Raw genomic sequence first — 23,862 nt, 5'->3', positions numbered from 1 at the left:
AATTAAGCTGGTTCTGCCGTATGGTGATCTTCAAAAACTTCAAGTTTAAGACCAACTGCTTTGCCCTCTTCTTTCTTCACTGATACCGCTACATTACCGCCATGATCTGCAAGTTCACCAAACAGAATCATTTCAGCTAATGGTTTCTTCAAGTGTTCTTGAATGAGACGTTGCATTGGGCGAGCACCCATTAAACGATCATAACCATTGGTTGCCAACCAGTCACGCGCACTTTGATCTACATCTAGAACCACACGCTTTTCATCTAACTGTGCTTGTAATTCTGTTAAGAATTTATCAACTACAGATTCAATCACTGTGGTTGGTAAAGCTTTAAACTGAATAACACTGTCTAAACGGTTACGGAACTCTGGTGAGAATGCACGCTTCATTGCATCTTGGTTATCTAAGCTATGATCTTGCTCTGTAAATCCAATGCTTGCACGTGAAATACTTTCTGCACCAATGTTTGTGGTCAATACAATAATGACATTTCTGAAGTCAGATTTACGGCCATTATTGTCTGTCAACGCACCATGGTCCATGATTTGCAACAACAGATTAAACACATCAGGATGTGCTTTCTCAATTTCATCAAGCAACAAGACACAATGCGGATTTTTATGGATCGCATCTGTGAGCAAACCACCTTGGTCATAACCTACATAACCCGGAGGAGCACCAATTAAACGAGAAACAGCATGACGCTCCATATACTCTGACATATCGAAACGAACAAGCTCAACGCCTAAAAGTTTTGCTAATTGCTTCGTAACCTCAGTTTTACCAACACCGGTTGGACCAGCAAATACAAAGCTACCCACAGGCTTGTCTGGTGATTTCAAACCAGCACGTGACAACTTGATTGCAGAAGCCAATGCAGTGATTGCTTCGTCTTGACCAAAGACAACACGTTTTAGGTCACGCTCAAGATTTTCAAGTACTGATTTATCATCTTTAGACACAGTCTTAGGCGGAATACGCGCAATTTTAGAAACAATGTCTTCAATATTTTCAACAGTAATTAAGCTGTCTTCACTTTCTGCTTTTAAGCGACGCTGAGCACCTGCTTCATCGATGACATCAATTGCTTTATCTGGCAAGAAACGATCATTAATAAATTTCGCAGAAAGCTCAACCGCAGAAACCAAAGCTTTGTCGTCATACTGTACGTGATGGAAATCTTCAAACTTAGTTTTCAAGCCACGTAAAATATCGATAGTTTCAGAAATGCTTGGTTCATTTACATCAATTTTTTGGAACCGACGAGATAACGCATGATCCTTTTCAAATACCTGACGATATTCTTGGAAAGTCGTTGAACCAATGCAACGTAAAGTACCATTTGCCAAAGCTGGTTTAATGAGATTCGATGCATCCATAGTGCTGCCCATACTTGAGCCTGCACCAATAATCATATGAATTTCATCAATGAATAAAATCGCATTTGGATTTTTCTTCAAAGCATTCAGCAATTGTTTTAAACGTTTTTCAAAGTCACCACGGTATTTTGTACCCGCGACCAATGCACCAATGTCGAGACTATATACTTCTGCATTGCTCAGCGGTTTTGGTGCTTTACCATTTACGATGAGCCAAGCAAGGCCTTCTGCAATTGAAGTTTTACCTACACCTGGATCACCCACTAGCAATGGGTTGTTTTTACGACGGCGGCAAAGAATTTGCGCTGTACGCTCAATTTCTTTTTCACGGCCAATAAGTGGGTCTGTTTTTCCTTTTTGCGCTTCAACATTTAAATTAAGCGTATAAAGTTCCAATGGCCCTGCATTGCCTGAATTGCTTTCACCCTCAATGTCTTCAACTTCTTCTTCAACCTGAACTTCGTCTTTACGTGTCCCATGAGACAAGTATTGAGTCAAAGTCAAACGATTAATTTGATGACGTTTAAGTAAATAAACAGCAAAAGAATCACGCTCTGAATACATTGCGACCAAAACATCCGCACCTTCAACAGTACGATCACCACCACTCGATTGAACGTGGAAAATTGCACGTTGCAAAATGCGGTCGAAACTTTCAGTTGGATGTGGAGCTTGCTCGCTATTTTCGCCAAGCTTAGGAGTATGTTGTTCTACATATTCTTCTAATTCTTTACGTAAAGAAACAATATCAGCTCCGCATGCTTTTAATGCATTCACAGCCGAATCGTTATCGAGTAAGGCTAATAGTAAGTGTTCAACTGTAAGAAACTCATGTCTCTTTTGACGAGCCATGCTAACAGCCAAACGTAATGATACTTCTAATTGACGACTGAGCATGTGACCCCCTTATGCTTTAGGCTCAATCTGGCAAAGTAATGGATGACCTTGCGATCGAGCGTAATTATTAACAAGGTTTGCCTTGGTTTCCGCGATGTCTCTTGGATATACCCCGGCAGTACCTTTACCTTCATAGTGTACTGTTAGCATTACTTGAGTTGCTTGGTCAAGATTCATTGCAAAGTATTGTTGTAAAATTTCAATTACAAAGTCCATTGGTGTGTAATCGTCGTTCAATAATACTACTGCATATAAGGGCGGACGCTTGAGTTCGGGAGGTGCTGTTTGAACAACAACGTCTCCATCATGATCTTCGTTTTGCGAATCACTTAAGCGTGGATTGAAGTGCCAATCGACATAGCCAGACTGCTGAAAAGAAGCCTTAATATCTTTTAAATTTGTTTGACGCTTATTTGTTCGCATATGATGTTACTATTGTGAATTTGCTTCAGCTTGGGGAATTTCTGCAACAAAAGCAGAAGGTGTTTCGACAGGTGCACCACGCTGCCAACTAAAACGCTTAATCACAGGTGTATCAGAACCACCCGTTAAACGCACTTCAATAAACTGAGGTGTGAAACCCTTAGGCATGGTCCAACGGCCTGTTAAACGCTCAAAATCAGTGAAGTTAAAGTTCTTATCTTCAAGCGGTACAACCAAAACTTCTGTATCTTTAATCAGCCTAATCTCTACTGAGCCAGAAGCACGGCGTTTACTTGGACTCACTTGTACCAGATCAAGCTGATATTCATAAGCATTTTCTGGTAATGGCTTAATTGCCAAATTTTGAATCGTTAAGCTTAAACCACCGCGTTGTCTTAAAATTTCTCGGTAGATATTACTCATACCTTCTTGTTGTGTTTTATCAGCATTTGCTTGATTCAGTGCTGTAAACAGATCATTCGCATTTGTAACAGCAACATCACGCTCTTGTACAGCAGCGTTCAGGCTTTTATTGACTGCATCTAACGCTGTTTTTTGCTTTTGCACTACTTCAACCAATTGCTCTGCATCTGCATCGTAACCTACAACAGTTAAACCTTGACGGTGTCCAATTGTATAGCCGAGCGCAAAACAACCACTTACTAAAATAGCGGCACCAATAAACAAAGGTTTATTAGTGTTTAAAAATTTTTTCTTTTGCAACGAACTTTCTACAGAAGTCGTCTGTTCCGAGTTTTGCATCGTCATCTCAGTGTTTAAGATCAGAGTCAAGACACACATTTAAATCGAAATTTAAATGTGTGTGAAGCAAAAAAGAGTTTTTTATGGTAATAAACCAATCCCTTGTAAGCCTTCGTCTTCATTAAAACCAAACATAAGGTTCATATTTTGTACAGCTTGACCAGATGCACCTTTTACAAGGTTATCTTGCGCCACCAAAATAATGAGTTTATTTGGTTGCGGTTTATACAAAGCAATACGCAACTCGTTTGCTCCACGCACACTACGTGTTTCAGGTGAGCTGTTTGCAGGCATAACATCTACAAATTTTTCATTTACATAGAAGTTTTCATACAAAGCTTGTAAGTCTGTTTGCTTACCTGTCTCTGTCAAGTCCACATAAATTGTACTCAACATACCGCGAATCATTGGTACCAAATGCGGTACAAATAATAGACCATCAAACCCACCTTTCTGTCCCGCAATATTTTCTAATGCTTCAACAATCTCTGGATGATGGCGATGACCTGCAACACCATAGGCTTTAAAGTTATCGGCATTTTCACTGTAAATCATGCCTAAGCTTGCTTTACGGCCAGCACCTGAAACCCCTGATTTAGCATCAATAATAATGTTTTTAGTTTCAATCAATGCTTGTGCAGATTTTAAAAGTGGAGCCAAACCTAATTGAACAGTTGTTGGATAACAACCTGGGTTACCAATGACTTGAGCTTGCTTAATTTTTTCACGATTTAATTCAGTTAAACCATAAACAGAATCTTTCAGTACATCTGGACACGCATGTTCCATGCCATACCATTTTTCAAACTGTTCAAGATTTTGTAAACGGAAGTCCGCTGCCAAATCAATAACTTTAGTCCCTGCTGCGATCAAATCTTTTGCGTGCTGCATCGCAACACCATGTGGGGTCGCAAAGAATACAACATCACATTCTTTTAATGCATCAATATTTAAATCTGAAAATTGAAGATCTGTATGCCCACGTAAGTTTGGGAACATATCAGCAACTGGTTTGCCTGCTTCTGTACGTGAAGTCAGAACTCGAACCTGCGCTTTTGGATGTCGTAATAAAATACGTAATAGTTCAACGCCTGTATAACCAGTTCCACCAACAATTCCGACAGAAATCACGTGCATTACCTCAAATATTGAATCTATACTTGCGGTAGTATGACAGGATGTCCAGGCTTACAAAACCATTTCATGCTTGGTAATTTTAATTTTTTTATTTTTAGCCTTAATTACATAGCACTTGCTGGTCTGTCAGAACCAAACAAATATCAGTAAATAAATACCAGACTCATTTTTGGAGAGCTAGGATGCTTGATCAATCAAAAGAAACAAAGTTGCGCACTTATCTCGGCCTTAGTACTTTAATTTTAAGCGCAGTCCTTGTGGGATGTGGTGGTGGCAGTAGTAGCAGTTCATCTAATACAACGACACCTACTGTGCCAACTCCTGAAGTTACGACAGATTTCACACTTAAAACCCCTGTCGAAATGCGTAATATTCAACTTAAGGTCTATGACAATACCGATAATAGTATTTTGATTGATACCCAAGTTGCGAGTTTAACAAGTTATAATATTAAGCTTCCAAGTACTAAATTGAACCGTCTTTATCGAGTTGAAGTCATAACTCAGGCTTCATCTCAAGTATTTGACCCGATTAATTCTAAATATCAAAGTATTTCTGGTGTTTATCACGCTTTTATTACCCCAAGCTCAATCAGTAATAAAACTCAACTGATTAGTCCAACTTCAGAAGCAATTTATCAACGTGCTGTAATCCGATCAGGTCAACTGCCACAAGAAACTATAAATCCGAACTTAATTGAAGTATCTCATGCTGACTTGGCTTCTCAAGATGTTTACACAGCGCTTATTAGTGCATTTAAAGATGCAGCCATACCAAGCTTGAGTCCAGCTAGCCCTCTGACTGTTCTAAATTTATTACAGTATTCAACAAAGCAACCCAGTACTTATGTGGACAGCTATCTTAGCTTTGGATATTTACAATATTGGAATACGATCCACGGCAATTTGAATGCTTATCAAGAACTTACAAATAGCCTTGCAACCGATTTAAAAGATGGATATTTAGATGGCAAAAAACTTATTGGTGATAATACAACCATGACACCTATTTTTAGCCCTTCACCAGATAATATTGAGCCTGTAAAAAATACGCTTTTGGACATTGCAGCTAATCAAAAAGCAACTCGTGATTATTTTGCTACTAATTTAAAAGCTGCCACATTGCAACTGGCAGATTCACAAAGTCAGTCTAGTTTAGACCAAACAGGATATGCTCTTTTGCAGAAAAAACTCTATTCTGGGGTTGTGCCTTCTGGAAATACTACTGATTTTTTCCGTATAGATGGTGCGGGTGATTATCGACGTGCAGTGGGCTTTAGCGGCATTACAGCCACTTGTAATGGTTCGGCTTATCCGTGTAAACAAGGCTTAACCAGCATTAATATTTCTGACCCTAAACTACCTGCCACAGACTATTTAGTCGGTCACTATGAAAACAGCGCATCAGGCTGCCAACTTAATTTCCGTGCAAATGGACAAATTGAGTTAATTCAAGGTTCTCAGATTTATCGTTCTGCATTGAGTGCGGATAGTACAGACAACTTACTGCAAACAGATGCTGCAAGTTATAGTTACTTACTTAACTCAAGCTCATCTGAACCAAATAACTCAACGCAGCAATATAATTTTATACAGTTACATATTAAAGCCAATAAAATTGTCAGCGCCCAAGCTGGCCTTGATAGCCGCAAAGCCCCAGATGTATTACAAACAAAACAATTGGAATGTAGCTTTAGCTAAGCTGTTATATACCACCACGCAGGCAATGGATTGGCTTTTAATTGTCTGCGGTTCTGCATATAGTGAGGGTCGAACTTTGCAACTTCGGCCCAAAATGCAGGGCTATGATCGAAGTGTTTGGTGTGTGCTAACTCATGAATACAAACATAACGGGTAATTTGGGCTGGCATAAGAACCAAGCCTGCATGCAGCATAATATTATGTTGACTACTACAACTTCCCCAACGTGTTTTAGGACATCGAATTGCACATTCTGCATAACTCAGCCGAGTTTTTTGGCTAAGCTCTGACAAAAGAAGTGGCAACTCTTGTTTGGCATAAGCAATCACGGCATTTTGTAAAGCTTGATAAGGTTGTTGGTCTTTAATGAATAAATAATTATTTTCCCAATCAAATTGAAAAATACGATGTTGCTTTTGTACAACAACTTGAAAAGGCTGTTCTCTATTGAAAAAAGAAATTTCTGAAGGAATCTCAAACGATGCTGATTGAACGTGTTGCTGTTTACTCCACGTCTCGATCAACCATTGTTCAGACTGAGCCAAAAACTGCTGAATCTGTTTCTTGCTACAAAATAGCGGGACAGTCAGTCGTATAGAGGCAGGCTCAACACGTAAGCGCAATTTTCTTGCCCTTACGTGACGAACAATTTTAATTTCTGGCATTTCCACAGACATTACTGTGCAGTACGCTCTTCAATACCATTATTTGTTGCAACAATTGCAATAGTTGCAGGGTTTAACGCAAAAATACCGTTAGTTACAACACCTGGGATATTGTTGATGGTCTTTTCCAAATCAATTGCATTTAAGATGTTCAAATTAAATACATCTAAAATAACGTTTCCATTATCTGTCACCACACCTTCGCGGTAAACTGGATCACCACCTAAGCTGACCAATTTACGAGCTACAGCAGAGCGCGCCATTGGAATTACTTCTACTGGTAATGGGAAATCACGACCAAGTTGATCTACCCATTTCGAATCATCAACAATACATACAAATTTTTTAGCAATTGAAGCTACAATTTTTTCACGAGTTAATGCTGCTCCGCCGCCTTTGATCATATGCATATGACGGTCAATTTCATCTGCACCATCAACATAGGCGTCTAAACCACCTACATGGTTCATATCAACCACTTCGATACCTAATTTTTTAAGACGGTCTGCTGTTGCTTGCGAACTTGCTACCGCTGCTTCTAACTGCAATTCAGGCAATAAATCAATTAGAAAATTTACAGTACTTCCAGTTCCTACCCCTAAAATGCCACCTTTGGGTAAGTGTTTTAAAGCAGCTTTCGCAGCAGCTTGTTTCTTTTCATCTTGGGTTGCATATAGGCTCATTACATCACTCAACTATTTTTTGACATTTATGCGCCAATAATCGGCGCAAATGCACAAGGGTTTGCTACAATAATTTCCTATTTTAAACTGTTATAGGGAAGATGAACATGCTGTCTCGTGTGGTACGACAAATTTTACAAGCAACGGTTTATGATGTTGCAATTGAAACACCTCTCGAAGCAGCTCCACGAATTAGTCAAAAATTAAATAATACAATTCGTTTTAAGCGTGAAGATTTACAACCAGTTTTTTCTTTTAAATTACGCGGTGCTTATAACCGTATTAGTCAAATACCGAAAGACCAACTTGAGCGCGGTGTAATCTGTGCATCTGCGGGCAACCATGCACAAGGCGTGGCATTATCTGGTCAACGTTTAGGCATTCCTGCAATTATTGTTATGCCAAGCACTACTCCAGATATTAAAGTTCAGGCAGTTAAGCGATTAGGTGGCCAAGTTGTATTACATGGCGATAGCTTTGATATTGCAAACAAATATGCTCAACAACGTGCCGAAGCAGAAGGATTAGTTTTTATTCCTCCTTATGACGATGAACTGGTTATTGCTGGTCAAGGTACTATTGCGAATGAAATCTTACGCCAATGGCGCGATGTGGAATATGTATTCGTTGCTGTTGGTGGTGGTGGTTTAATTGCTGGTGTAGCTGCCTACCTAGGTGAAGTTGCACCACATGTAAAAATAATTGGTGTTGAATATGAAGAGTCTGCTTGCTTAAAAGCAGCTTTAGAAACCAATGAACGTGTAGTGCTACCACATGTAGGCTTATTTGCAGATGGTACAGCAGTTGCCCAAATTGGTGCTTTGCCGTTTGATATTATTCGTCTTCGCAAATCAGATAATTCTGGCCCAATTGTTGAGCCAGATATTGTTACTGTAAATACAGATGAAATCTGTGCTGCAATTAAAGATACCTTTGATGAAAACCGCAGCATTGTTGAACCATCAGGTGCAATGGCCTTAGCTGGTATTAAAAAATATGTAGCTGAGCATAAAATTAGCGGTAAAAACATGGTGTCGATTGTTTGTGGTGCCAACATGAACTTTGACCGTTTACGTTACATTGCAGAGCGTACTGAACTAGGTGAGCAACGCGAGGCAATTTATGCGGTTACGCTTTCTGAAGAAAAAGGCGCATTCTTAGGTTTCTGCCGTGCCCTACAAGGTCGTAATATTACCGAATTTAACTACCGCGCAAATAACACAGAAGAAGCACAAGTTTTTGTGGGTATTAGCTTAAAAGGTGGTGATGCTGAACGTCATGAAATTTTAGAGCAACTTAAACAACAAAATTATGTTGTCGATGATTTATCTGATGATGAAGTTGCTAAATTGCATATTCGTTACTTGATTGGTGGTCATGCCAATCTTGACGATGAAAGATTGTTCCGTGTTGAGTTCCCTGAACGTCCAGGTGCATTACTCACATTCTTAACTCGTTTAGGCCCAACCCACAATATTACCCTGTTCCATTACCGTAACCACGGTGCTGCTGAAGGTCGCGTATTGGTTGGTTTACAAGCAACAGATGCCAAACAAAATCCAGATGGCTTAATCGAAACTCTAGAGCAAATTAGCTATCCATATGCAGAAATTACTGACAATGTGGGTTATAAGCGTTTCTTGAAATAATCTTTTATTTTGATAAAAAGCCGGCAAATTTGTCGGCTTTTTTATAATTTAAGCCCAATATTTTTTATATTTACATTGCTTGTCTTTATCTCAAAGAAAATTTCATTAAAAATAAAGCCCTAATTAAGTATAAAAGGTTATTTATGGCACAGTTCGCGGTCATCGGCTTGGGAAGTTTTGGAGCAACAGTTGCTCAAGAACTCACAAAATTAAATCATGATGTTATTGGCATTGATACAGTCAAAAAGAATGTAGAGAACCTTGCCGATGTTTTAACTCATGCGGTCATTGCTGATGCTACAGATGAACATGTACTAGATGAATTAAACATTCAAAATTGTGATGCAGTTGTCGTTGCAATTGGTGAAGATATTGAAGCCAGTATTTTATGTGTGCTGAATTTAAAAAATCTCGGTATTGATAAAATCTGGGTAAAAGCAAAAACTAAAGCCCACCACACAATTTTGTCTCACCTCAATATCAATAAAATCATTCATCCTGAAGAAGACATGGGCGTACGTGTTGCGCAAGCACTCAATTACCCTATGGTGAGTCGTTACATGTCTTTAGATGATGATCACTATATTGTGAAAATTGATATTCCCGAGAAATTAAATGGTATTAACTTGTATGGAATTATGCAGCAAGCACCACAGGTTAAAACACTACTTGTAAAAAGACAGCAGCAAATTCTATTTGAAACTGATGAGACTTTTACCTTAAAAATGCATGATATTATTATTTTGGAAGGTCATTTACAGCAACTTAAAAAACTCTCACATTGTTTCTCATAAGAAAACGAACTAGAAAATATGTCTCTTAAACCTAAGCCACACAAAACACTAAATTTAAGTCCTCCATCTTTATTAGCGTTAGGGTTTCTAGCATTTATTATATTCGGCACATTGTTGCTTAAGCTTCCTATTGCCAATAACGGACATGTCAGCTGGATGGATGCATTATTTACAGCAACCTCAGCGGTTACCATTACAGGTTTATCTGTTTTAAATATTCATCAATCTTTTACACTTTTTGGGCAAGTCATTATTTTATTACTGATTCAGTCAGGTGGTTTAGGCTTCATGACTTTTGCAATTTTGGCTGCACTAAGTCTATCGCCGAAAGTTGGTCTTAAGCAGCAAATGATGGCTCAAGACAGTCTCGGTCAAACTAGCCTCTCTAAAGTGACTTTTGTTGCAAAAGGTGTTGTCACCTATACTTTTCTTTTTGAATTGATCGGAACCATAATTCTTACGACTGCATTTACACCTGCGTTTGGTTTTGCTCGCGGTTTGTATTATGCAATTTTTTATAGTATTTCTTCATTTAACAATGCGGGTTTTTCTTTATTTAATAATAGTTTAATGGGATTCCAAAACAACTATGTCATCTGCCTTACAGTGAGTTTACTTTATATCTTAGGTGGACTTGGCTTTTTAGTTTTGATGGATATCAAACAGAACAAAAAGTGGAAAAAACTAAGCCCCAATAGCAAACTAATACTTACAACAATTGCGATTATTAATTTAGTCGCCTTCATATTAATCTGGGCTCTAGAAGCGCAGAACCCACATACATTAGGAATGCTGAGTGTAGGCGATCAAGCTTTACATGCTTGGTTCCAAGCGACGGTTCCACGATCTTCAGGGTTTAATACTATTGATACAGGTGCAATGACTAATAGTAGTTCCTTGGTTATGATGCTGCTCATGTTTATTGGTGGCGGCTCACTCAGTACCGCTGGTGGTATTAAGGTAGGAACCTTTGCGATATTGGTTTTAAGTGTACTTTCATTTCTAAGACGTACAGATGAAATTAGAGTCTTCAATCATTCTGTTTCTCATGAAACTACTTATAAGGCCTTAGCAGTTACTGCAATTACCAGCATTCTTATATTTATTGGGTTCTTCATACTTTTGCTTTTAGAACCGAAAGCTGACTTTATGAACTTATTATTTGAAGCGGTATCGGCAGCCTGCACAGTTGGACTCTCTCGTGGTATTACACCAGATTTACATAATGGTAGCCTGTTTATCTTAAGCCTACTTATGTTTGCAGGAAGACTTGGACCTTTAACTCTGGCATATTTGATCGCCACACCTAAAAAGAGTCGCCTCAAACATCCTCAGGCCAACATTCAAATTGGTTAATAAAAAAAGCCGCTTTTACAGCGGCATTTTTATCAACTTGAACTTAGTACCAGTTCATGAGTGAAACACCCAAACCTGCATAAGTTGCACGGTGATTATAGTCAATTAAGCTTTCACCATATCCATTAAATAGCTGAAAGTGACCACGTAACTTACCACTAATTGGGAACGCCCAGTCAAACTGAACTGCGCCATGAGAGTCATCACCACCTTTTAGTGAGTGACGTAGCATTAAAGAGAAATCGTTATCTTTCCACTTATAAAAAGCAGTTAAATCCCCACGCCCAACATAATCTTCAATATCAGGGTTGTTATCATCTTTGGCAGTTTCATTAATGCGTACCCAAGGACGAAGCATGACAGCAAAGTTACCACGCTCTAAGCCCACATTAAAAATGACACGGTTCCAGCTACGAGATAACGGATCTGAACGACCATTTGACTGGTGATTTAAAGTTACACCTAATAAACGACCATCTAAACCGAGCAACTCATAGTTTGTTCTAAACATTAAACTTGCTTCAGGCTCATAGTTCGTTTCACGGAAAGGACGAGATTCTTTAGCATTAAATGTCTGCCAACGTGAAGATTGCGTATACCCCACCCACAAATCACCATTGTTGCCAAAAATATTTTCCAAAGCTTTAGTTTTTAAAGAAATTTGAAATTTAGTTTCCGTCGATTTCAAATCTTGAGCTTCTTTAACAGTGTTATTGGGATTTGGACTACTTGGAAATTCATTTTTATCACTAGTCCAAAATACAGGTAGTAAATAGACAGGCTGATAAGCACGAATATTCCAAACACCAAGCTTACTCTTTTCAGATAACTCCCACCGTTGGTCTAGTAAAGAAGTGGTAGGCTCAATTTTTGGAGCCTTCCCTATTACTTTAATATTACTAACCGTATCTACAACCTTCTCTTTAAATGTTTCAGGCTGAACAGCAGGCTCATCAACTTTTTTAACAGGCTCTGGAACTGCTGCAGCTTGCAGAGCGGGCAAAGCCGAGGGTTTAAATACAGAGTCATAACAAGCTAGGCGATCAGCATTTGAAGCAAGGGCAACACATGCATCTACGGTCGCAGGTTTTACAGGGGCTAAGGTGTCAGCATATGCCACCGACGCACATAAACAGCTAAGCAGGGTTCCCATACTTAGCTGTAATGATGTGCGTTCAAATTGTCTGAACGCCATGTTCATCTCCAATTTTTATTTTAATTAACTTGTTTAATTGTAAAGCCCAGTTGCTGCAATTCATCACGTTTTGCAAAAGGTGCAACCACAGCTTTTACAGGTGTTTGTTCAACTAAATATTGACGCGCAACACGTTGTAAGTCTTCTAGAGTCACATGCAATAGTCTTTCACGTAAGGTACGGCGGAAAGCTGGAGTTCTTGCATGTAACAGTGCATAACATGCTGTAATTGCTTCACCTGCCGGTGAACCAGGTTTGTCCATACTCGCCACCAGACCAAGAATTGCTTCTTCTAGTTGATGAGGTTGTTGCTCTGTATTTAGCAACCATTGCACACTCGCTTCAAAGTCTTTAAACGTCTCAGCTAAACGTGGGTCACGGTAACTAAAGAAACGGAATGAACATGCATTTCCATCATAACTAGCACCACCACCATAAGCACCACCTTTTTCACGAATAGCGCTGTGTAAGAAACCATTACGCAAGTAGGCTGCCAACACCATTAAAGGTGCTGCATCTGGATGAGACACTTCAACTGCTTGATATGCAGAAGCACAGAACTGAACATTGGTTTGAATTAACCATGCTTCATGTTCGTTCGTATTTTCTTGCTCAACTTCAGTTAACTTAGTTGCTGCTTTATCAACGTTTAGCTTATCCCAAACATTTTGAATTTCTTCAACTAAACGCTCTGACTGATGCTCTTCACATACCAATAAGAACTGTTTAGGTGCTTGCAATAATTTGGAATGGATATGCTTCAATTCAGCAATAAGTGCATCGTAAGCGGCATCGTCTTGAGTAATTTTAGTAACAAGCTCACCCAACCAGTTCAACGCACCTAAGCCAGTGTTTTGATAGTCGCGTTGAGCTAATGCACTCATATTACGAGATGCAATCTGCATCGCATAACTATGACCAGCTCCTGATAAACGAGACTGCCAACGTGTCTTACGTTGCTGTAACAACTCAATAATGCGCTCTTTCTCATCGAAGCGAAGTTGTTCAAATGCTAGTTTTAATAAATGAATCGCATCGAACTTCTGAGTTAAAGATTTAGTCGTTAAAGTTAACCAAGCACTAATTTTGTCTTTATCATCAACTTTACTGCGTAACGAAGCACCCATTCCCAAACCACCACTTACAGCTGTTTGTAAGTTTTGTAGTTCAAGATAGTCATACTCACCTGCACCAACTTCACCCATTAAGATAGAGAGCAAATTGAAATATGGTGAGCTAACAACATCATCAGGAATCTGAATGAGGACTTGTTGATAGTAAATACCATTCGTTCCGGCATGATACAAATTCAACGGCGTATCCATTCGATTACAGATAATTTCACGCAATTGACCTTGTACAATATGCAAGTCAGCAGGAACGTCTTCTAGACCAACTTTAGGTAATAGCTCAAGATTATCTGGCGTATCTTGACGTTCTTGTAATGCTTTAGTTTTAGCAACTATCTCTGCTTTGTCTTCTTCAGTAAGCTTTTCACCAATCGCAGCTAAACGTGCCTTTTCAGCTTCTTGCTCTTTTACAGACTTAGTTGCATCCGGTACTAAAGTCATTTGGACACGATGCGGGTTATCCAGCAAATGTGTTTGAATTAAATTAGATAACCACATTGGGTCTTGGAGTTCTTCTTTGACCTGAGCAATGGCACTGTCAACATCCCAAATTTGAATTGGGTCATTATGGTGAATAGCACCACTTAAACCATTTAAGATCAGGCTTAAGCCATATGGTGTACCGTCACCATTAATTTCACGTTGATGCAATTCGATTTGATGCAAAATCGCATCAACCAAAGCAGAATCAATTGGTTTTTCAGCCACTTCACGTAAAATTTTTAAAACACCATCTTTAAAGCTTTCTGCATACTCTGGGTTTGAACCTTGAACGCCACAATAGAATGTCATTTCAAAGTTACTGTCATCTACGCCCATTAATGGACCAGTTGACTGAGCATAACCACAAGTTTCTAAATAATGACGTAGTGGCGACGCGGAGTTTTCAAGTAAAACACCTTCAACCAAACGCATACCTAGACGTAGTTTGATATCACTCGCTTGCGGTAACAACCAAGACAATACATGGTAAGTTTTATCTTTTAACTCATCTCCATCAACAGCATAGTTTTCTGTAACTTCTACAGGTGCTGTTAAACGTTTTTCTGGTTTTGAATATAAAGTTGTACCCGCAGCAAACTTATGTAGAGCTAGTTTTTCAAATTGCTCTTGTAACTCATATGCCGTTTGGTTACCGAAGGTCATAAATACCGCATTACTTGGATGGTAATGAGTTTTATAAAATTCGACTAACTGTTCATAGGTTAAATCAGGAATATCTTTAGGATCACCACCTGAGTTGTAGTGATATGTAGTTTCAGGGAATAGATGATGAGCCAACTGGTGATAAAGCTGATCAGACGGTGCACTCATTGCACCTTTCATTTCATTGAACACTACGCCTTTATATACAGGTTGGTCATTTTCAAGTTCAATACGAATACCTTCTTGAGCAAAATCAAGAGGATTTAAATTTGCTGAAAAAGCCGCATCAAGATAAACAGAGAGTAAGTTTTGGAAATCTTTCTTATTTTGAGTTGCAAATGGATAGGCTGTCCAATCTGCTGCTGTAAACGCGTTCATAAATGTATTTAATGAACGGCGAATCATTAAAAAGAATGGGTCACGAACAGGAAACTTTTCAGAACCACATAAAGCTGTATGCTCTAAAATATGTGCAGTTCCTTTAGAATCCATCGGTTGTGTTCTGAACGCAACAAGGAATACATTTTCATCATAATCAGTTGCCAAGTGATAATGCACCGCACCTGTGACTTTATGCTTATATTCAGACACTAAAATATCTAATGCTTCAACATGGTGCTGACGTAGCAACTGAAACGCAGGGTGAACAGTTTGAGAAATGGTTTCAGTGACATCTACAGTCATGTGATCTCCTAACATATCGGATAAGTGAATAAGTCTCATTATAGCCTGAGTCGGCTTGAGATTGGCGAACAAAAACCAAGTAAAATACTATGTTTTTGTTGAGTATTAGTTTTCATGGGCATAGCTTTGATATCAAACACATAGCCCACGTGGTTGTATCCTAGCAGAACAAAACCTTTTAATACTATCTATATGCTATACAACACACAAAAAAGCTCATCATTTCGATGAGCTTTTTTGGATATTTGTTAATTAAAAACGATAGCGAAGTGCGACTTGTGCATTTAACGGGTCACCTATCATGTTTGAATCATTTGCTCCACTATGACCTGAAACAAAGTAATCACGATCAAACAAGTTATTTAAGTTCAAGTTCACATCATAACGTTCACTTTGATAACCTAAAGCTGCATTTACAACAGCATAACCTGGTAAAACGTTTTTGTTGTCTGGCGCGCTAAAACGTGATGATTCACCACGACCACCTACAGCGGCATACCAATGATCATTAATTTGGTATTTTAACCACAGGTTAGCTGTGTTGTTTGGCGTAAGCGCTGAGTGATTACCCGTAAATCCAATGGTCGATTTTTCAATCTTACCATTCATATAAGAATAGCCAGCTAACACGGACAATTGATCAGTCAACTGACCTGTTAATGAAAGTTCAACACCTTTGGTTTTTTGTTCGCCTGCTAACAGTGCTTGCGTTGGATTAGCTGGATCTTGATTTTGAATATTGGTTTGGCTCATTTCAAATAAAGCCAATGTTACATTCAATTGATCATTTACATCCCACTTCACACCGACTTCAACATTTTCAGTTTTTGTAGGACTTAAATCAGCACTATTTGTATATAAAACAAATGAATCAGCTAAAGGCTGGAAAGAACGGTTATAAGAAGTGTAGAGTGAAATATTGCTTACTGGCTGATAAACCAATCCGATTCGTGGAGAATAGGTGTTATCAGTTCTATTTAATATTTGAGACTTCACTTTATCATTGCGATCTTGAGATAGATTGTCATAACGTAAACCAACTAAAACTTTCAGCTGATCTGTAACTGTCATTAAGTCTTGTAAATAGATACCGTAGTTTTCAAAGGTATTACTATTATTATTACGTGCAGTTGTTGAGCCTGTATTAATCGGAGCCCAATACTCTAATTCAGGATTATACAAATCAGTTGTGGTTTTAGCGCCTTGCCAAAGTATTTCATCTTTGTGCTGCTTACTATATTCCGCACCAATCAAAGTATTGTGCTTTAAGAAACCAGTATTAAATAAACTACTTAATTCTTGCTGAATATACACGCCATCTTCATTACGCAAGCGTTTATTTTGAGTCAGAGTAATTTTTGACTTATCAGCAGGATGCGTATCAACACTATATTGACGGTCTAATGAGTAGTTATAGTGGCGAACTGCACCATGATATTTGAGTTGATCATTAAACTCATGGTCTAAGCTGATAGTTTGACTTGAGATTTCAGTGTCAACATCCCCGACCTCTTTACCGTTTAATGCACCATAAAAAGTTTTAGGATTTGTTTTAACAGGTTTACCTGTAATTGGATCTGTCGGGAAGCCTTGATCAGCTAAACGATCATCATGCAAATAGTCAGCCTGAAGTAAAAGTTTAGTTTTATCGCTAATATCCCACTGTACTGATGGAGCCACCGCCTGACGTTTTAAAAAGGCCTGATCACGATAACCATCTGAGTCTTCAACTGCACCAGTTAAACGAACCTTAACATTCTCTGCTACTTTTTCATTCACATCGACTTCTGCACGGCGTTGACCTGTAGTACTACCAATCAGGCTCACTTCACGCAAAGATTCATCCATTGGCTTTTTATTAATTTTATTGACCAACCCACCCGCCGAACCGCGTCCATAAAGTACAGAAGCAGGTCCTTTTAGTACCTCAACTCGTTCAACATTCGACATATCACGGAAATACAATGCATCATCGCGAATACCATCTACATAGTTATCTGTGATTGCTGAGAAACCGCGAATCATGACCTGATCACGTTGTCCATCCCCGACACTAAAGCTCAAACCAGCAACGTTTTGCAAGGCACCTTGCATAGATGTCACTGTCTGCTCTCTTAAAATTTGTTTCGGTACAACATTTACAATTTGAGGAACATCTTTTAATTGCATCAGTCCCTTAGTGGCACTAGATGCTTGTCCCACTTCTTGTTTTAAACTTTTTTCCTTCTCCGCTTTTACTGAAATTGTTGGAAGATTGGTTAGGACCTGTGAGTCTGTCTCTGCGGCATATACATGGCCTGTTATAACCCCAAATGATGAAACAAATAAAATAGAACGCTTCATGTAAGTTCGCTACGAATAATTTCACGCGAAGTTTCAATGAAATACTATACCTTTGTAAATATTATCAAGAATCATTATTAATTGATAATATTTATTAAAAGGATTATTTCAATAGCCTAGTCAAAACACACTTCGTCTGCTAATCGCTGAATTAACTGAATTTTATTCAACAAACTACAGCAAAGGTGAGCAATGGTGTAAACTTATAAATCTGATTTTTTACTCTGTGACAACACATATGGCAACTGTAGATCTTTTTGCAATTGGTAATGCATTAATCGACCAAGAATTTAAAGTGTCTGATGATTTTCTTAGTCAGCAAGGCTTACAAAAAGGCACCATGCAGTTGTCTGACGGTGAAACACAATCTGCTTTATATGAAAAATTAAAGCAAACTCAAGATTACAAAGGTCAAGCAAGTGGTGGTTCTGCAGCAAATACAACTGTAGCCTTTAGTGCATTAGGCGGTAGCGCTTTTTATGGGTGTCGTGTTGGTCATGATCAATTGGGCGAAATTTATCTACAAGGTCTAAACGAAGCTGGCATCCAAACCACTCCTAAGTCAATCAGTGAAGGTGTAACAGGTACCTGTATGGTACTTATTAGCCCAGACTCTGAGCGTACCATGCATACTTATTTAGGTATTACGGCTGAACTTTCTCAAGATCAAATCGATTTTGAGCCGTTAAAAAGAGCAAAATGGCTCTATATTGAAGGTTACCTCTCTACAAGTGAAACAGCTCGTAAAGCAGTAAAACAAGCACGAGAAATTGCAAAAGCTCACGGCGTTAAAATCGCTTTATCTTTATCAGATCCTGCAATGGTTCAATATGCCCGTGAAGGTCTAGAAGAGCTGATGGATGATGGTGTAGATTTATTGTTCTGTAATGAACAAGAAGCTTTAATGTATACCAATACGACTACCGTAGAAGATGCACTTGCTCAATTACGCTTTAAAAACCACACCATTGTGATTACACAAAGTGCAAAAGGTGCTTTAGTTGCAAACCCTACGCAACATTTTCATGTGGCAGGTCGTCACGTAGAAGCTGTAGATACAAATGGCGCTGGTGATGCTTTTGCAGGCGCATTCCTCTATGCATTAAACCATCACGAAGATTTAAATGCTGCTGCACAGTTAGCCATCCTAATTTCTAGTGAAGTTGTGTCTCAATTTGGTCCTCGTTTAGCCATTAATGACTATGCTAAACTTCTTGAAAATTTTCAGAAGGAATGTGCTTGAAATGGAAAGGATCTGTATGACGGAAGAAGTTCCTGAGCGTGAAGCTAGAGCTTTTGACACTTTACAAGGAACGACTATTTTCATTACACAGCGTGATGGCTCATTCTATGCTTATCAGAATTTATGCCCACATTTGCAAACAGAACTTGAATACTTAGAAAATCAATTTCTAGATCAAGACCAAGAATATATTCAATGTTCTACTCACGGTGCTTTATTTAACGTGGAAACTGGTGAATGTATATCAGGTCCTTGTTTAGGTGATTTCTTAAATAAAGTTGAGATTAAAGTCCATTCAGATGGCGGTATTTATATCGTAGACTAAGATCATCAACATTAGAGTTTCTACCATGGCTGATTTCTTTTTTAATTATTATCTTATGCCATTTCATTTAAGTGTTGTGGCTTTGATATTGCTCAGCGTGGTAGAAACCATTGGTATGTATATTGGATTACGTCCAAGCCAACTACTTAAAAAAATTGCACCCGTCTGGCTTACTAATTCCCCATTACTGAATGTTAAATTTTCTAAAGCTCTAATTTTCGTTTTTTTACTTATTAATTTCAGCTTTGCAGGTTATTTCTTACAACTCTCTTTCTTTGCAATACAGCATTACTTTATTACTCCTTTTTATTTAATTATTCCTGCACTGGTAATCGCAATCTTTTTTACTGTATTCATGATCCACTGTCTTGACCAAGTGATTAAACCAAAGCTCACTCACACCAATTACAATCTGTTAGGACGACTAGCAACTATCTCAAGCGGCAGTGCTAGACCAGGTTTTTCAGCTCAAGCACGCGTAAGAGATGAATTTGGTCAACTACATTATGTTCAAGTTGAACCAGAATATGGTGAATTAGAATTATATTCACAAGTGATTTTAGTGAGAGTTCAAAAAAGCCATTATCTTGCAAAAAAGATTTCGATGTCCAACGACTTATTTGCACCAGACTAATTTTACACTTTCATACTCTTTTTAAGATTTATCAAAACAATATTTTTTTATGGATGCTCTTTCTTAACTGAGTCATATCCACTCCCTTCTATTTGTTCAATTTTTATTTTAAACCAACCAAAACACTCAGAATAAAAAATAACCAATCATTTTAGTTGGATTTAATTTTTATTATTTACAAGTGTTTTAGTTGGATTTAACAATCAATTCAAACCATTTTAGTAAGATATTTTATTTTAAATTATTTAAACACCTAAGCTATTGTTTTAAATAAATAATATAATTAAGTTTTTATTTAAAATATATTTATTGTTTATTTTTAATATATTTTGATTAATAATAAAATTAATATGTATCGAGGTTTATTTTATGAGCCTTAAAAATCTAGATATAAATGCCAAATTAGTTAGAGAAATCACGATTATTCTAATAATTAAAGTCGTACTTCTCTTAACAATCAAACATATTTGGTTTGATGCTCCCACCATCCCCAAAAATTTCGACAATCAAGTCGCTGAGCATATTGCTGGCGATAATACTTCCCATATTAAGGAGACACGTTGATGATTTCTGAAAGCGTGGTTGATCTTTCGCGGTTCCAGTTTGCGATGACCGCAATGTATCACTTTCTTTTCGTACCCTTGACCCTAGGCCTTGCATTCATTCTGGCTATTATGGAAACCACTTACGTTATATCGGGTAAAGAAATTTACAAGGATATGACTAAATTTTGGGGAAAACTATTCGGTATTAACTTTGCCTTAGGCGTAACTACTGGCCTCACCATGGAGTTCCAATTCGGAACAAACTGGGCATATTACTCACACTATGTTGGTGATATTTTCGGTGCCCCATTAGCAATTGAAGGCTTGATGGCATTTTTCCTTGAGTCAACATTTATCGGTTTATTCTTCTTCGGATGGGACCGTCTGAGTAAAGTACAGCATTTAGGGGTTACTTGGTTAGTTGCCCTTGGCTCTAATATGTCAGCTCTCTGGATTTTAGTTGCCAATGGCTGGATGCAAAACCCTGTAGGTGCAGCATTTAACTTTGAAACAATGCGTATGGAGCTTGTAGATTTCGGTGCACTTATTTTTAACCCTGTAGCACAGGTTAAGTTTGTACATACTGTTTCTGCTGGGTACGTAACAGGTGCAATTTTCGTACTCGCAATTTCAAGTTACTACTTACTTAAAAAACGTGATCTGCCTTTTGCCCGCCGTTCATTCGCGATTGCTGCCATTTTTGGTCTTGCCTCTACACTTTCAGTGATTTTGCTTGGTGATGAGTCTGGTTATGAACTAGGTGATGTACAAAAAACTAAACTCGCTGCAATTGAAGCAGAATGGGATACTCACCCTGCTCCTGCTCCATTTACTTTATTTGGTGTGCCAAACCATGAAGAAATGCGAACAGACTATGCAGTTAAAATTCCTTATGCATTAGGTCTAATTGCAACTCGCTCAACAACCAAAGAAGTCACTGGTCTAAAAGACTTAATGCAACAGCACGAAGTCCGTATTCGTAACGGTATGCTTGCTTATGCTGAACTTGAAAAACTACGTGCTGGAGACCGTTCACCAGAGTTATTAGCTTCATTTGAAAAAAATCAAAAAGATTTAGGCTATGGCTTACTTCTTAAGAAATACGCACCAAATGTCGTGGATGCAAGTGAACAAAACATTCAAGCCGCTGTTAAAGACACCATTCCAAATGTGACTGCTCTATTCTTCTCATTCCGTGCAATGGTGGCCTCTGGTTTCTTAATGTTGCTTCTTTTCATTTTAGCCACTTGGGCTGTAGCAAAAAGAAATGCTGAAAATAAACCGTGGTTACTCAAATATGCATTGTTTGCGTTACCACTTCCATGGATTGCAGCTCAAACAGGCTGGTTCGTTGCTGAAGGTGGCCGTCAACCTTGGTCTATTGGTGAAATTCTACCAACTCACTTATCAACTTCGAGTTTAAGTACAGGTGATGTATGGGGCTCTATCCTCGCGTTAGCAGCGTTCTACACTGTCCTTTTAATTATTGAAATGTACTTAATGATTAAATTTGCTCGCTTAGGACCAAGCTCACTTCACACTGGTAAATATCATTTTGAAAAGCAAGAGACAAAAGCAGCTGTTAATGGGGAGGCTTTATCATGATTGAATACGAACTCCTAAAAATCATATGGTGGGTGTTAGTTGGAGTCTTACTCATCGGGTTTGCTTTAACCGATGGCTTCGATATGGGCTCAATGGCACTTATGCCTTTTGTTGGTAAAACTGATAATGAACGCCGTGCGGCTATTAATACCATTGCACCGCACTGGGATGGAAATCAGGTTTGGTTTATTACCGCAGGTGGTGCCTTATTTGCTGCATGGCCAATGGTTTATGCAGTTGCATTCTCGGGAATGTATTGGGCTTTATTACTTGTGCTATTTGCCCTATTTTTACGCCCCGTAGGTTTTGACTATCGTTCTAAACTTGAAAATACAAAATGGCGTAACTCTTGGGATTGGGGACTATGTATAGGTGGTGCCGTGCCTGCTCTAGTTTTCGGTGTAGCGTTCGGTAATTTATTCTTAGGTATCCCTTTTAGTTTAGATAGCACATTGCGCTCTGAATATTCAGGTAGCTTCTTTGCTCTTCTTAACCCATTTGCCTTAGTTTGCGGTATTGTTAGTTTATCTATGTTGTGTGCGCATGGTGGTGCTTGGCTAATGCTACGCACAGACGGTGCTTTAAAACAACGTTCTGCTAAAGCCACACAAATTATGGCAGCAGTATTCTTAATTTGTTTCCTTGTCATTGGTGCATGGTTGTACTTCGGTCAAGTACCAGGTTATAGCTATGCAGCCGCAATTGATCCAAATGCTGCCCTTAATCCTTTGGCGAAACAAGTCATCACAAATAATAACCCCGGTTGGATGAACAATTACAGTAACTATCCAATCACTAAAGTTGCTCCAGTTCTCGCAATTTTAGGGGCACTTATCGCACTCTTTACGGCATCAAAAGCAAAAGCAGGTTTAAGTTTTGCTGGAACAAGCTTAATGATTGTAGGTGCGATCTTAACTGCTGGGTTTGCTCTCTTCCCATTTTTGTTACCATCGAGTGTTAATCCGAACTCTAGCTTAACAATGTGGGATGCTGTATCAAGCCATCGCACTTTAGGCGTTATGACAGTTGCTGCTTGTATATTTGTTCCAATCATTTTGATATATACCACTTGGTCGTATTACAAAATGTGGGGCGTGATTACCAACAAACATATCGAGTCAAACTCGCACAGCTTGTACTAATAAGGAGAAGTATATGTGGTATTTCGCATGGATTCTTGGAATTTTGATGGCATGTTTTGCGGGTGTACTCAGTGCGCTTTATATCGAACATCATCAAGATTTAGATGAGGAATAGATCATGGCAAATGCAATGACAACATCAAATCAACGAAAAGCTCAAGCATTTGCAATGGCCATTTCCTTTCTGTTGGCATTGCCGCTTGCTGCAATTTTATTGGTTCATCCTTCACTGATGCTAGATGCAAACGGACACTACAACCATAGTCAGCTTATGCTGGTTATGGTGGGAATTTCCGGAGGGTTTATCTATGGTGTTGGTTTCGTACCCCACTTCTGGTTATGGAAATGGTTATTTAGCCCTTGGATCGCTTGGCCTCTTATGCTGTTAGGCTATTACATCTGGTTTTTAACCTAAAAAAAGG

The 23,862-nt window shown here is 38.6% G+C and carries 21 protein-coding genes; 12 read left to right on the top strand and 9 right to left on the bottom strand.

Annotated elements, in window-relative coordinates; genetic code table 11:
• Nucleotides 1-2: 2 nt before the first annotated feature.
• From clpA to argC, 4 genes are all read right to left on the bottom strand, one after another.
• A complete protein-coding gene (gene clpA / locus MSG95_RS07850; RefSeq protein WP_077166057.1) occupies nt 3-2,279 on the bottom strand; it encodes an ATP-dependent Clp protease ATP-binding subunit ClpA in 2,277 nt (758 codons plus the stop codon).
• Between the two features lie 9 nt (nt 2,280-2,288).
• Complete coding sequence (gene clpS / locus MSG95_RS07845) at nt 2,289-2,702, bottom strand: ATP-dependent Clp protease adapter ClpS (protein ID WP_077166058.1); 414 nt, start codon at nt 2,700-2,702, stop codon at nt 2,289-2,291.
• 9 nt (nt 2,703-2,711) lie between these two features.
• On the bottom strand, nt 2,712-3,470 hold the full coding sequence (locus tag MSG95_RS07840; RefSeq protein WP_077163309.1) for a DUF6776 family protein: 759 nt from the start codon (nt 3,468-3,470) through the stop codon (nt 2,712-2,714).
• A gap of 75 nt (nt 3,471-3,545) precedes the next feature.
• Nucleotides 3,546-4,601, bottom strand: coding sequence for an N-acetyl-gamma-glutamyl-phosphate reductase (gene argC / locus MSG95_RS07835; protein WP_077166059.1), 1,056 nt, complete (start codon nt 4,599-4,601; stop codon nt 3,546-3,548).
• 182 nt (nt 4,602-4,783) lie between these two features.
• Here argC and MSG95_RS07830 point away from each other — a divergent pair, with 182 nt between their 5' ends.
• On the top strand, nt 4,784-6,301 hold the full coding sequence (locus MSG95_RS07830; RefSeq protein WP_077166060.1) for a hypothetical protein: 1,518 nt from the start codon (nt 4,784-4,786) through the stop codon (nt 6,299-6,301).
• On the opposite strand, the gene MSG95_RS07825 is transcribed toward MSG95_RS07830, so the two are convergent.
• Nucleotides 6,298-6,978 carry a SprT family zinc-dependent metalloprotease gene (locus MSG95_RS07825; RefSeq protein ID WP_077166061.1) on the bottom strand — a complete coding sequence of 227 codons (681 nt, stop codon included), beginning with the start codon at nt 6,976-6,978 and terminating at the stop codon, nt 6,298-6,300. The two genes, MSG95_RS07830 and MSG95_RS07825, sit on opposite strands and share 4 nt — an antisense overlap.
• Nucleotides 6,978-7,649, bottom strand: coding sequence for a ribose-5-phosphate isomerase RpiA (gene rpiA / locus MSG95_RS07820; RefSeq protein WP_004791976.1), 672 nt, complete (start codon nt 7,647-7,649; stop codon nt 6,978-6,980). The genes MSG95_RS07825 and rpiA overlap by 1 nt, the downstream gene beginning before the upstream one ends.
• Nucleotides 7,650-7,750: 101 nt before the next feature.
• On the opposite strand from rpiA, the gene ilvA reads away from it, so the two are divergent.
• The 3 genes from ilvA to MSG95_RS07805 all read left to right on the top strand — a co-directional run bounded on the left by ilvA (nt 7,751) and on the right by MSG95_RS07805 (nt 11,448).
• A complete protein-coding gene (gene ilvA, locus MSG95_RS07815; protein ID WP_171220315.1) occupies nt 7,751-9,298 on the top strand; it encodes a threonine ammonia-lyase, biosynthetic in 1,548 nt (515 codons plus the stop codon).
• 143 nt (nt 9,299-9,441) lie between these two features.
• On the top strand, nt 9,442-10,092 hold the full coding sequence (locus tag MSG95_RS07810) for a potassium channel family protein (protein ID WP_004701301.1): 651 nt from the start codon (nt 9,442-9,444) through the stop codon (nt 10,090-10,092).
• 18 nt (nt 10,093-10,110) lie between these two features.
• The gene (locus MSG95_RS07805) at nt 10,111-11,448 is read left to right on the top strand and encodes a TrkH family potassium uptake protein (protein WP_077166062.1); all 1,338 of its coding nucleotides are present in this window, start codon (nt 10,111-10,113) and stop codon (nt 11,446-11,448) included.
• 43 nt (nt 11,449-11,491) lie between these two features.
• Here MSG95_RS07805 and MSG95_RS07800 read toward each other — a convergent pair whose 3' ends face one another.
• From MSG95_RS07800 to MSG95_RS07790, 3 genes are all read right to left on the bottom strand, one after another.
• Nucleotides 11,492-12,643: a phospholipase A gene (locus MSG95_RS07800; protein WP_151819506.1), complete on the bottom strand. Its 1,152-nt coding sequence runs from the start codon at nt 12,641-12,643 to the stop codon at nt 11,492-11,494.
• Between the two features lie 20 nt (nt 12,644-12,663).
• Entirely contained in the window at nt 12,664-15,603 is a 2,940-nt protein-coding gene (locus tag MSG95_RS07795; RefSeq protein ID WP_077166064.1) for an insulinase family protein, read from the bottom strand.
• Between the two features lie 252 nt (nt 15,604-15,855).
• Nucleotides 15,856-17,946 (bottom strand): TonB-dependent receptor, encoded by a 2,091-nt coding sequence (locus tag MSG95_RS07790; protein WP_077166065.1) that lies wholly within the window; start codon nt 17,944-17,946, stop codon nt 15,856-15,858.
• Nucleotides 17,947-18,184: 238 nt separating this feature from the next.
• Between MSG95_RS07790 and MSG95_RS07785 the strand changes: the two genes are divergently transcribed.
• From MSG95_RS07785 to MSG95_RS07750, 8 genes are all read left to right on the top strand, one after another.
• Complete coding sequence (locus MSG95_RS07785) at nt 18,185-19,189, top strand: adenosine kinase (RefSeq protein WP_077166066.1); 1,005 nt, start codon at nt 18,185-18,187, stop codon at nt 19,187-19,189.
• Between the two features lie 16 nt (nt 19,190-19,205).
• Nucleotides 19,206-19,514 carry a Rieske (2Fe-2S) protein gene (locus MSG95_RS07780; RefSeq protein WP_004701295.1) on the top strand — a complete coding sequence of 103 codons (309 nt, stop codon included), beginning with the start codon at nt 19,206-19,208 and terminating at the stop codon, nt 19,512-19,514.
• A 25-nt stretch (nt 19,515-19,539) separates the two neighbouring features.
• Nucleotides 19,540-20,148 (top strand): OB-fold-containig protein, encoded by a 609-nt coding sequence (locus tag MSG95_RS07775; protein WP_077166067.1) that lies wholly within the window; start codon nt 19,540-19,542, stop codon nt 20,146-20,148.
• Nucleotides 20,149-20,517: 369 nt separating this feature from the next.
• Nucleotides 20,518-20,712 carry a cytochrome oxidase putative small subunit CydP gene (gene cydP / locus MSG95_RS07770; RefSeq protein WP_004701293.1) on the top strand — a complete coding sequence of 65 codons (195 nt, stop codon included), beginning with the start codon at nt 20,518-20,520 and terminating at the stop codon, nt 20,710-20,712.
• Complete coding sequence (locus tag MSG95_RS07765; protein WP_004701290.1) at nt 20,712-22,298, top strand: cytochrome ubiquinol oxidase subunit I; 1,587 nt, start codon at nt 20,712-20,714, stop codon at nt 22,296-22,298. Before cydP ends, MSG95_RS07765 begins: the two co-directional genes overlap by 1 nt.
• The gene (gene cydB / locus MSG95_RS07760; protein ID WP_019458767.1) at nt 22,295-23,440 is read left to right on the top strand and encodes a cytochrome d ubiquinol oxidase subunit II; all 1,146 of its coding nucleotides are present in this window, start codon (nt 22,295-22,297) and stop codon (nt 23,438-23,440) included. Before MSG95_RS07765 ends, cydB begins: the two co-directional genes overlap by 4 nt.
• 13 nt (nt 23,441-23,453) lie before the next feature.
• On the top strand, nt 23,454-23,555 hold the full coding sequence (cydX, locus tag MSG95_RS07755) for a cytochrome bd-I oxidase subunit CydX (RefSeq protein WP_002120988.1): 102 nt from the start codon (nt 23,454-23,456) through the stop codon (nt 23,553-23,555).
• Entirely contained in the window at nt 23,556-23,855 is a 300-nt protein-coding gene (locus tag MSG95_RS07750; RefSeq protein WP_081400415.1) for a cyd operon YbgE family protein, read from the top strand. It abuts the gene before it with no gap.
• The last annotated feature ends 7 nt before the right edge of the window (nt 23,856-23,862 follow it).

The sequence above is a fragment of the Acinetobacter sp. IK23 genome, from assembly GCF_035615275.1.
Classification (GTDB): Bacteria; Pseudomonadota; Gammaproteobacteria; order Pseudomonadales; family Moraxellaceae; genus Acinetobacter; species Acinetobacter seifertii.
This window is presented reverse-complemented; position numbering and strand designations above follow the sequence as displayed.

Coding starts and splice junctions, on each gene's coding strand:
- clpA (WP_077166057.1), bottom strand. CDS start 2,279: ATGCTCAGTCGTCAATTAGAAGTATCATTACGTTTGGCTGTTAGCATG.
- clpS (WP_077166058.1), bottom strand. CDS start 2,702: ATGCGAACAAATAAGCGTCAAACAAATTTAAAAGATATTAAGGCTTCT.
- MSG95_RS07840 (WP_077163309.1), bottom strand. CDS start 3,470: ATGACGATGCAAAACTCGGAACAGACGACTTCTGTAGAAAGTTCGTTG.
- argC (WP_077166059.1), bottom strand. CDS start 4,601: ATGCACGTGATTTCTGTCGGAATTGTTGGTGGAACTGGTTATACAGGC.
- MSG95_RS07830 (WP_077166060.1), top strand. CDS start 4,784: ATGCTTGATCAATCAAAAGAAACAAAGTTGCGCACTTATCTCGGCCTT.
- MSG95_RS07825 (WP_077166061.1), bottom strand. CDS start 6,978: ATGTCTGTGGAAATGCCAGAAATTAAAATTGTTCGTCACGTAAGGGCA.
- rpiA (WP_004791976.1), bottom strand. CDS start 7,649: ATGAGCCTATATGCAACCCAAGATGAAAAGAAACAAGCTGCTGCGAAA.
- ilvA (WP_171220315.1), top strand. CDS start 7,751: ATGAACATGCTGTCTCGTGTGGTACGACAAATTTTACAAGCAACGGTT.
- MSG95_RS07810 (WP_004701301.1), top strand. CDS start 9,442: ATGGCACAGTTCGCGGTCATCGGCTTGGGAAGTTTTGGAGCAACAGTT.
- MSG95_RS07805 (WP_077166062.1), top strand. CDS start 10,111: ATGTCTCTTAAACCTAAGCCACACAAAACACTAAATTTAAGTCCTCCA.
- MSG95_RS07800 (WP_151819506.1), bottom strand. CDS start 12,643: ATGGCGTTCAGACAATTTGAACGCACATCATTACAGCTAAGTATGGGA.
- MSG95_RS07795 (WP_077166064.1), bottom strand. CDS start 15,603: ATGACTGTAGATGTCACTGAAACCATTTCTCAAACTGTTCACCCTGCG.
- MSG95_RS07790 (WP_077166065.1), bottom strand. CDS start 17,946: ATGAAGCGTTCTATTTTATTTGTTTCATCATTTGGGGTTATAACAGGC.
- MSG95_RS07785 (WP_077166066.1), top strand. CDS start 18,185: ATGGCAACTGTAGATCTTTTTGCAATTGGTAATGCATTAATCGACCAA.
- MSG95_RS07780 (WP_004701295.1), top strand. CDS start 19,206: ATGACGGAAGAAGTTCCTGAGCGTGAAGCTAGAGCTTTTGACACTTTA.
- MSG95_RS07775 (WP_077166067.1), top strand. CDS start 19,540: ATGGCTGATTTCTTTTTTAATTATTATCTTATGCCATTTCATTTAAGT.
- cydP (WP_004701293.1), top strand. CDS start 20,518: ATGAGCCTTAAAAATCTAGATATAAATGCCAAATTAGTTAGAGAAATC.
- MSG95_RS07765 (WP_004701290.1), top strand. CDS start 20,712: ATGATTTCTGAAAGCGTGGTTGATCTTTCGCGGTTCCAGTTTGCGATG.
- cydB (WP_019458767.1), top strand. CDS start 22,295: ATGATTGAATACGAACTCCTAAAAATCATATGGTGGGTGTTAGTTGGA.
- cydX (WP_002120988.1), top strand. CDS start 23,454: ATGTGGTATTTCGCATGGATTCTTGGAATTTTGATGGCATGTTTTGCG.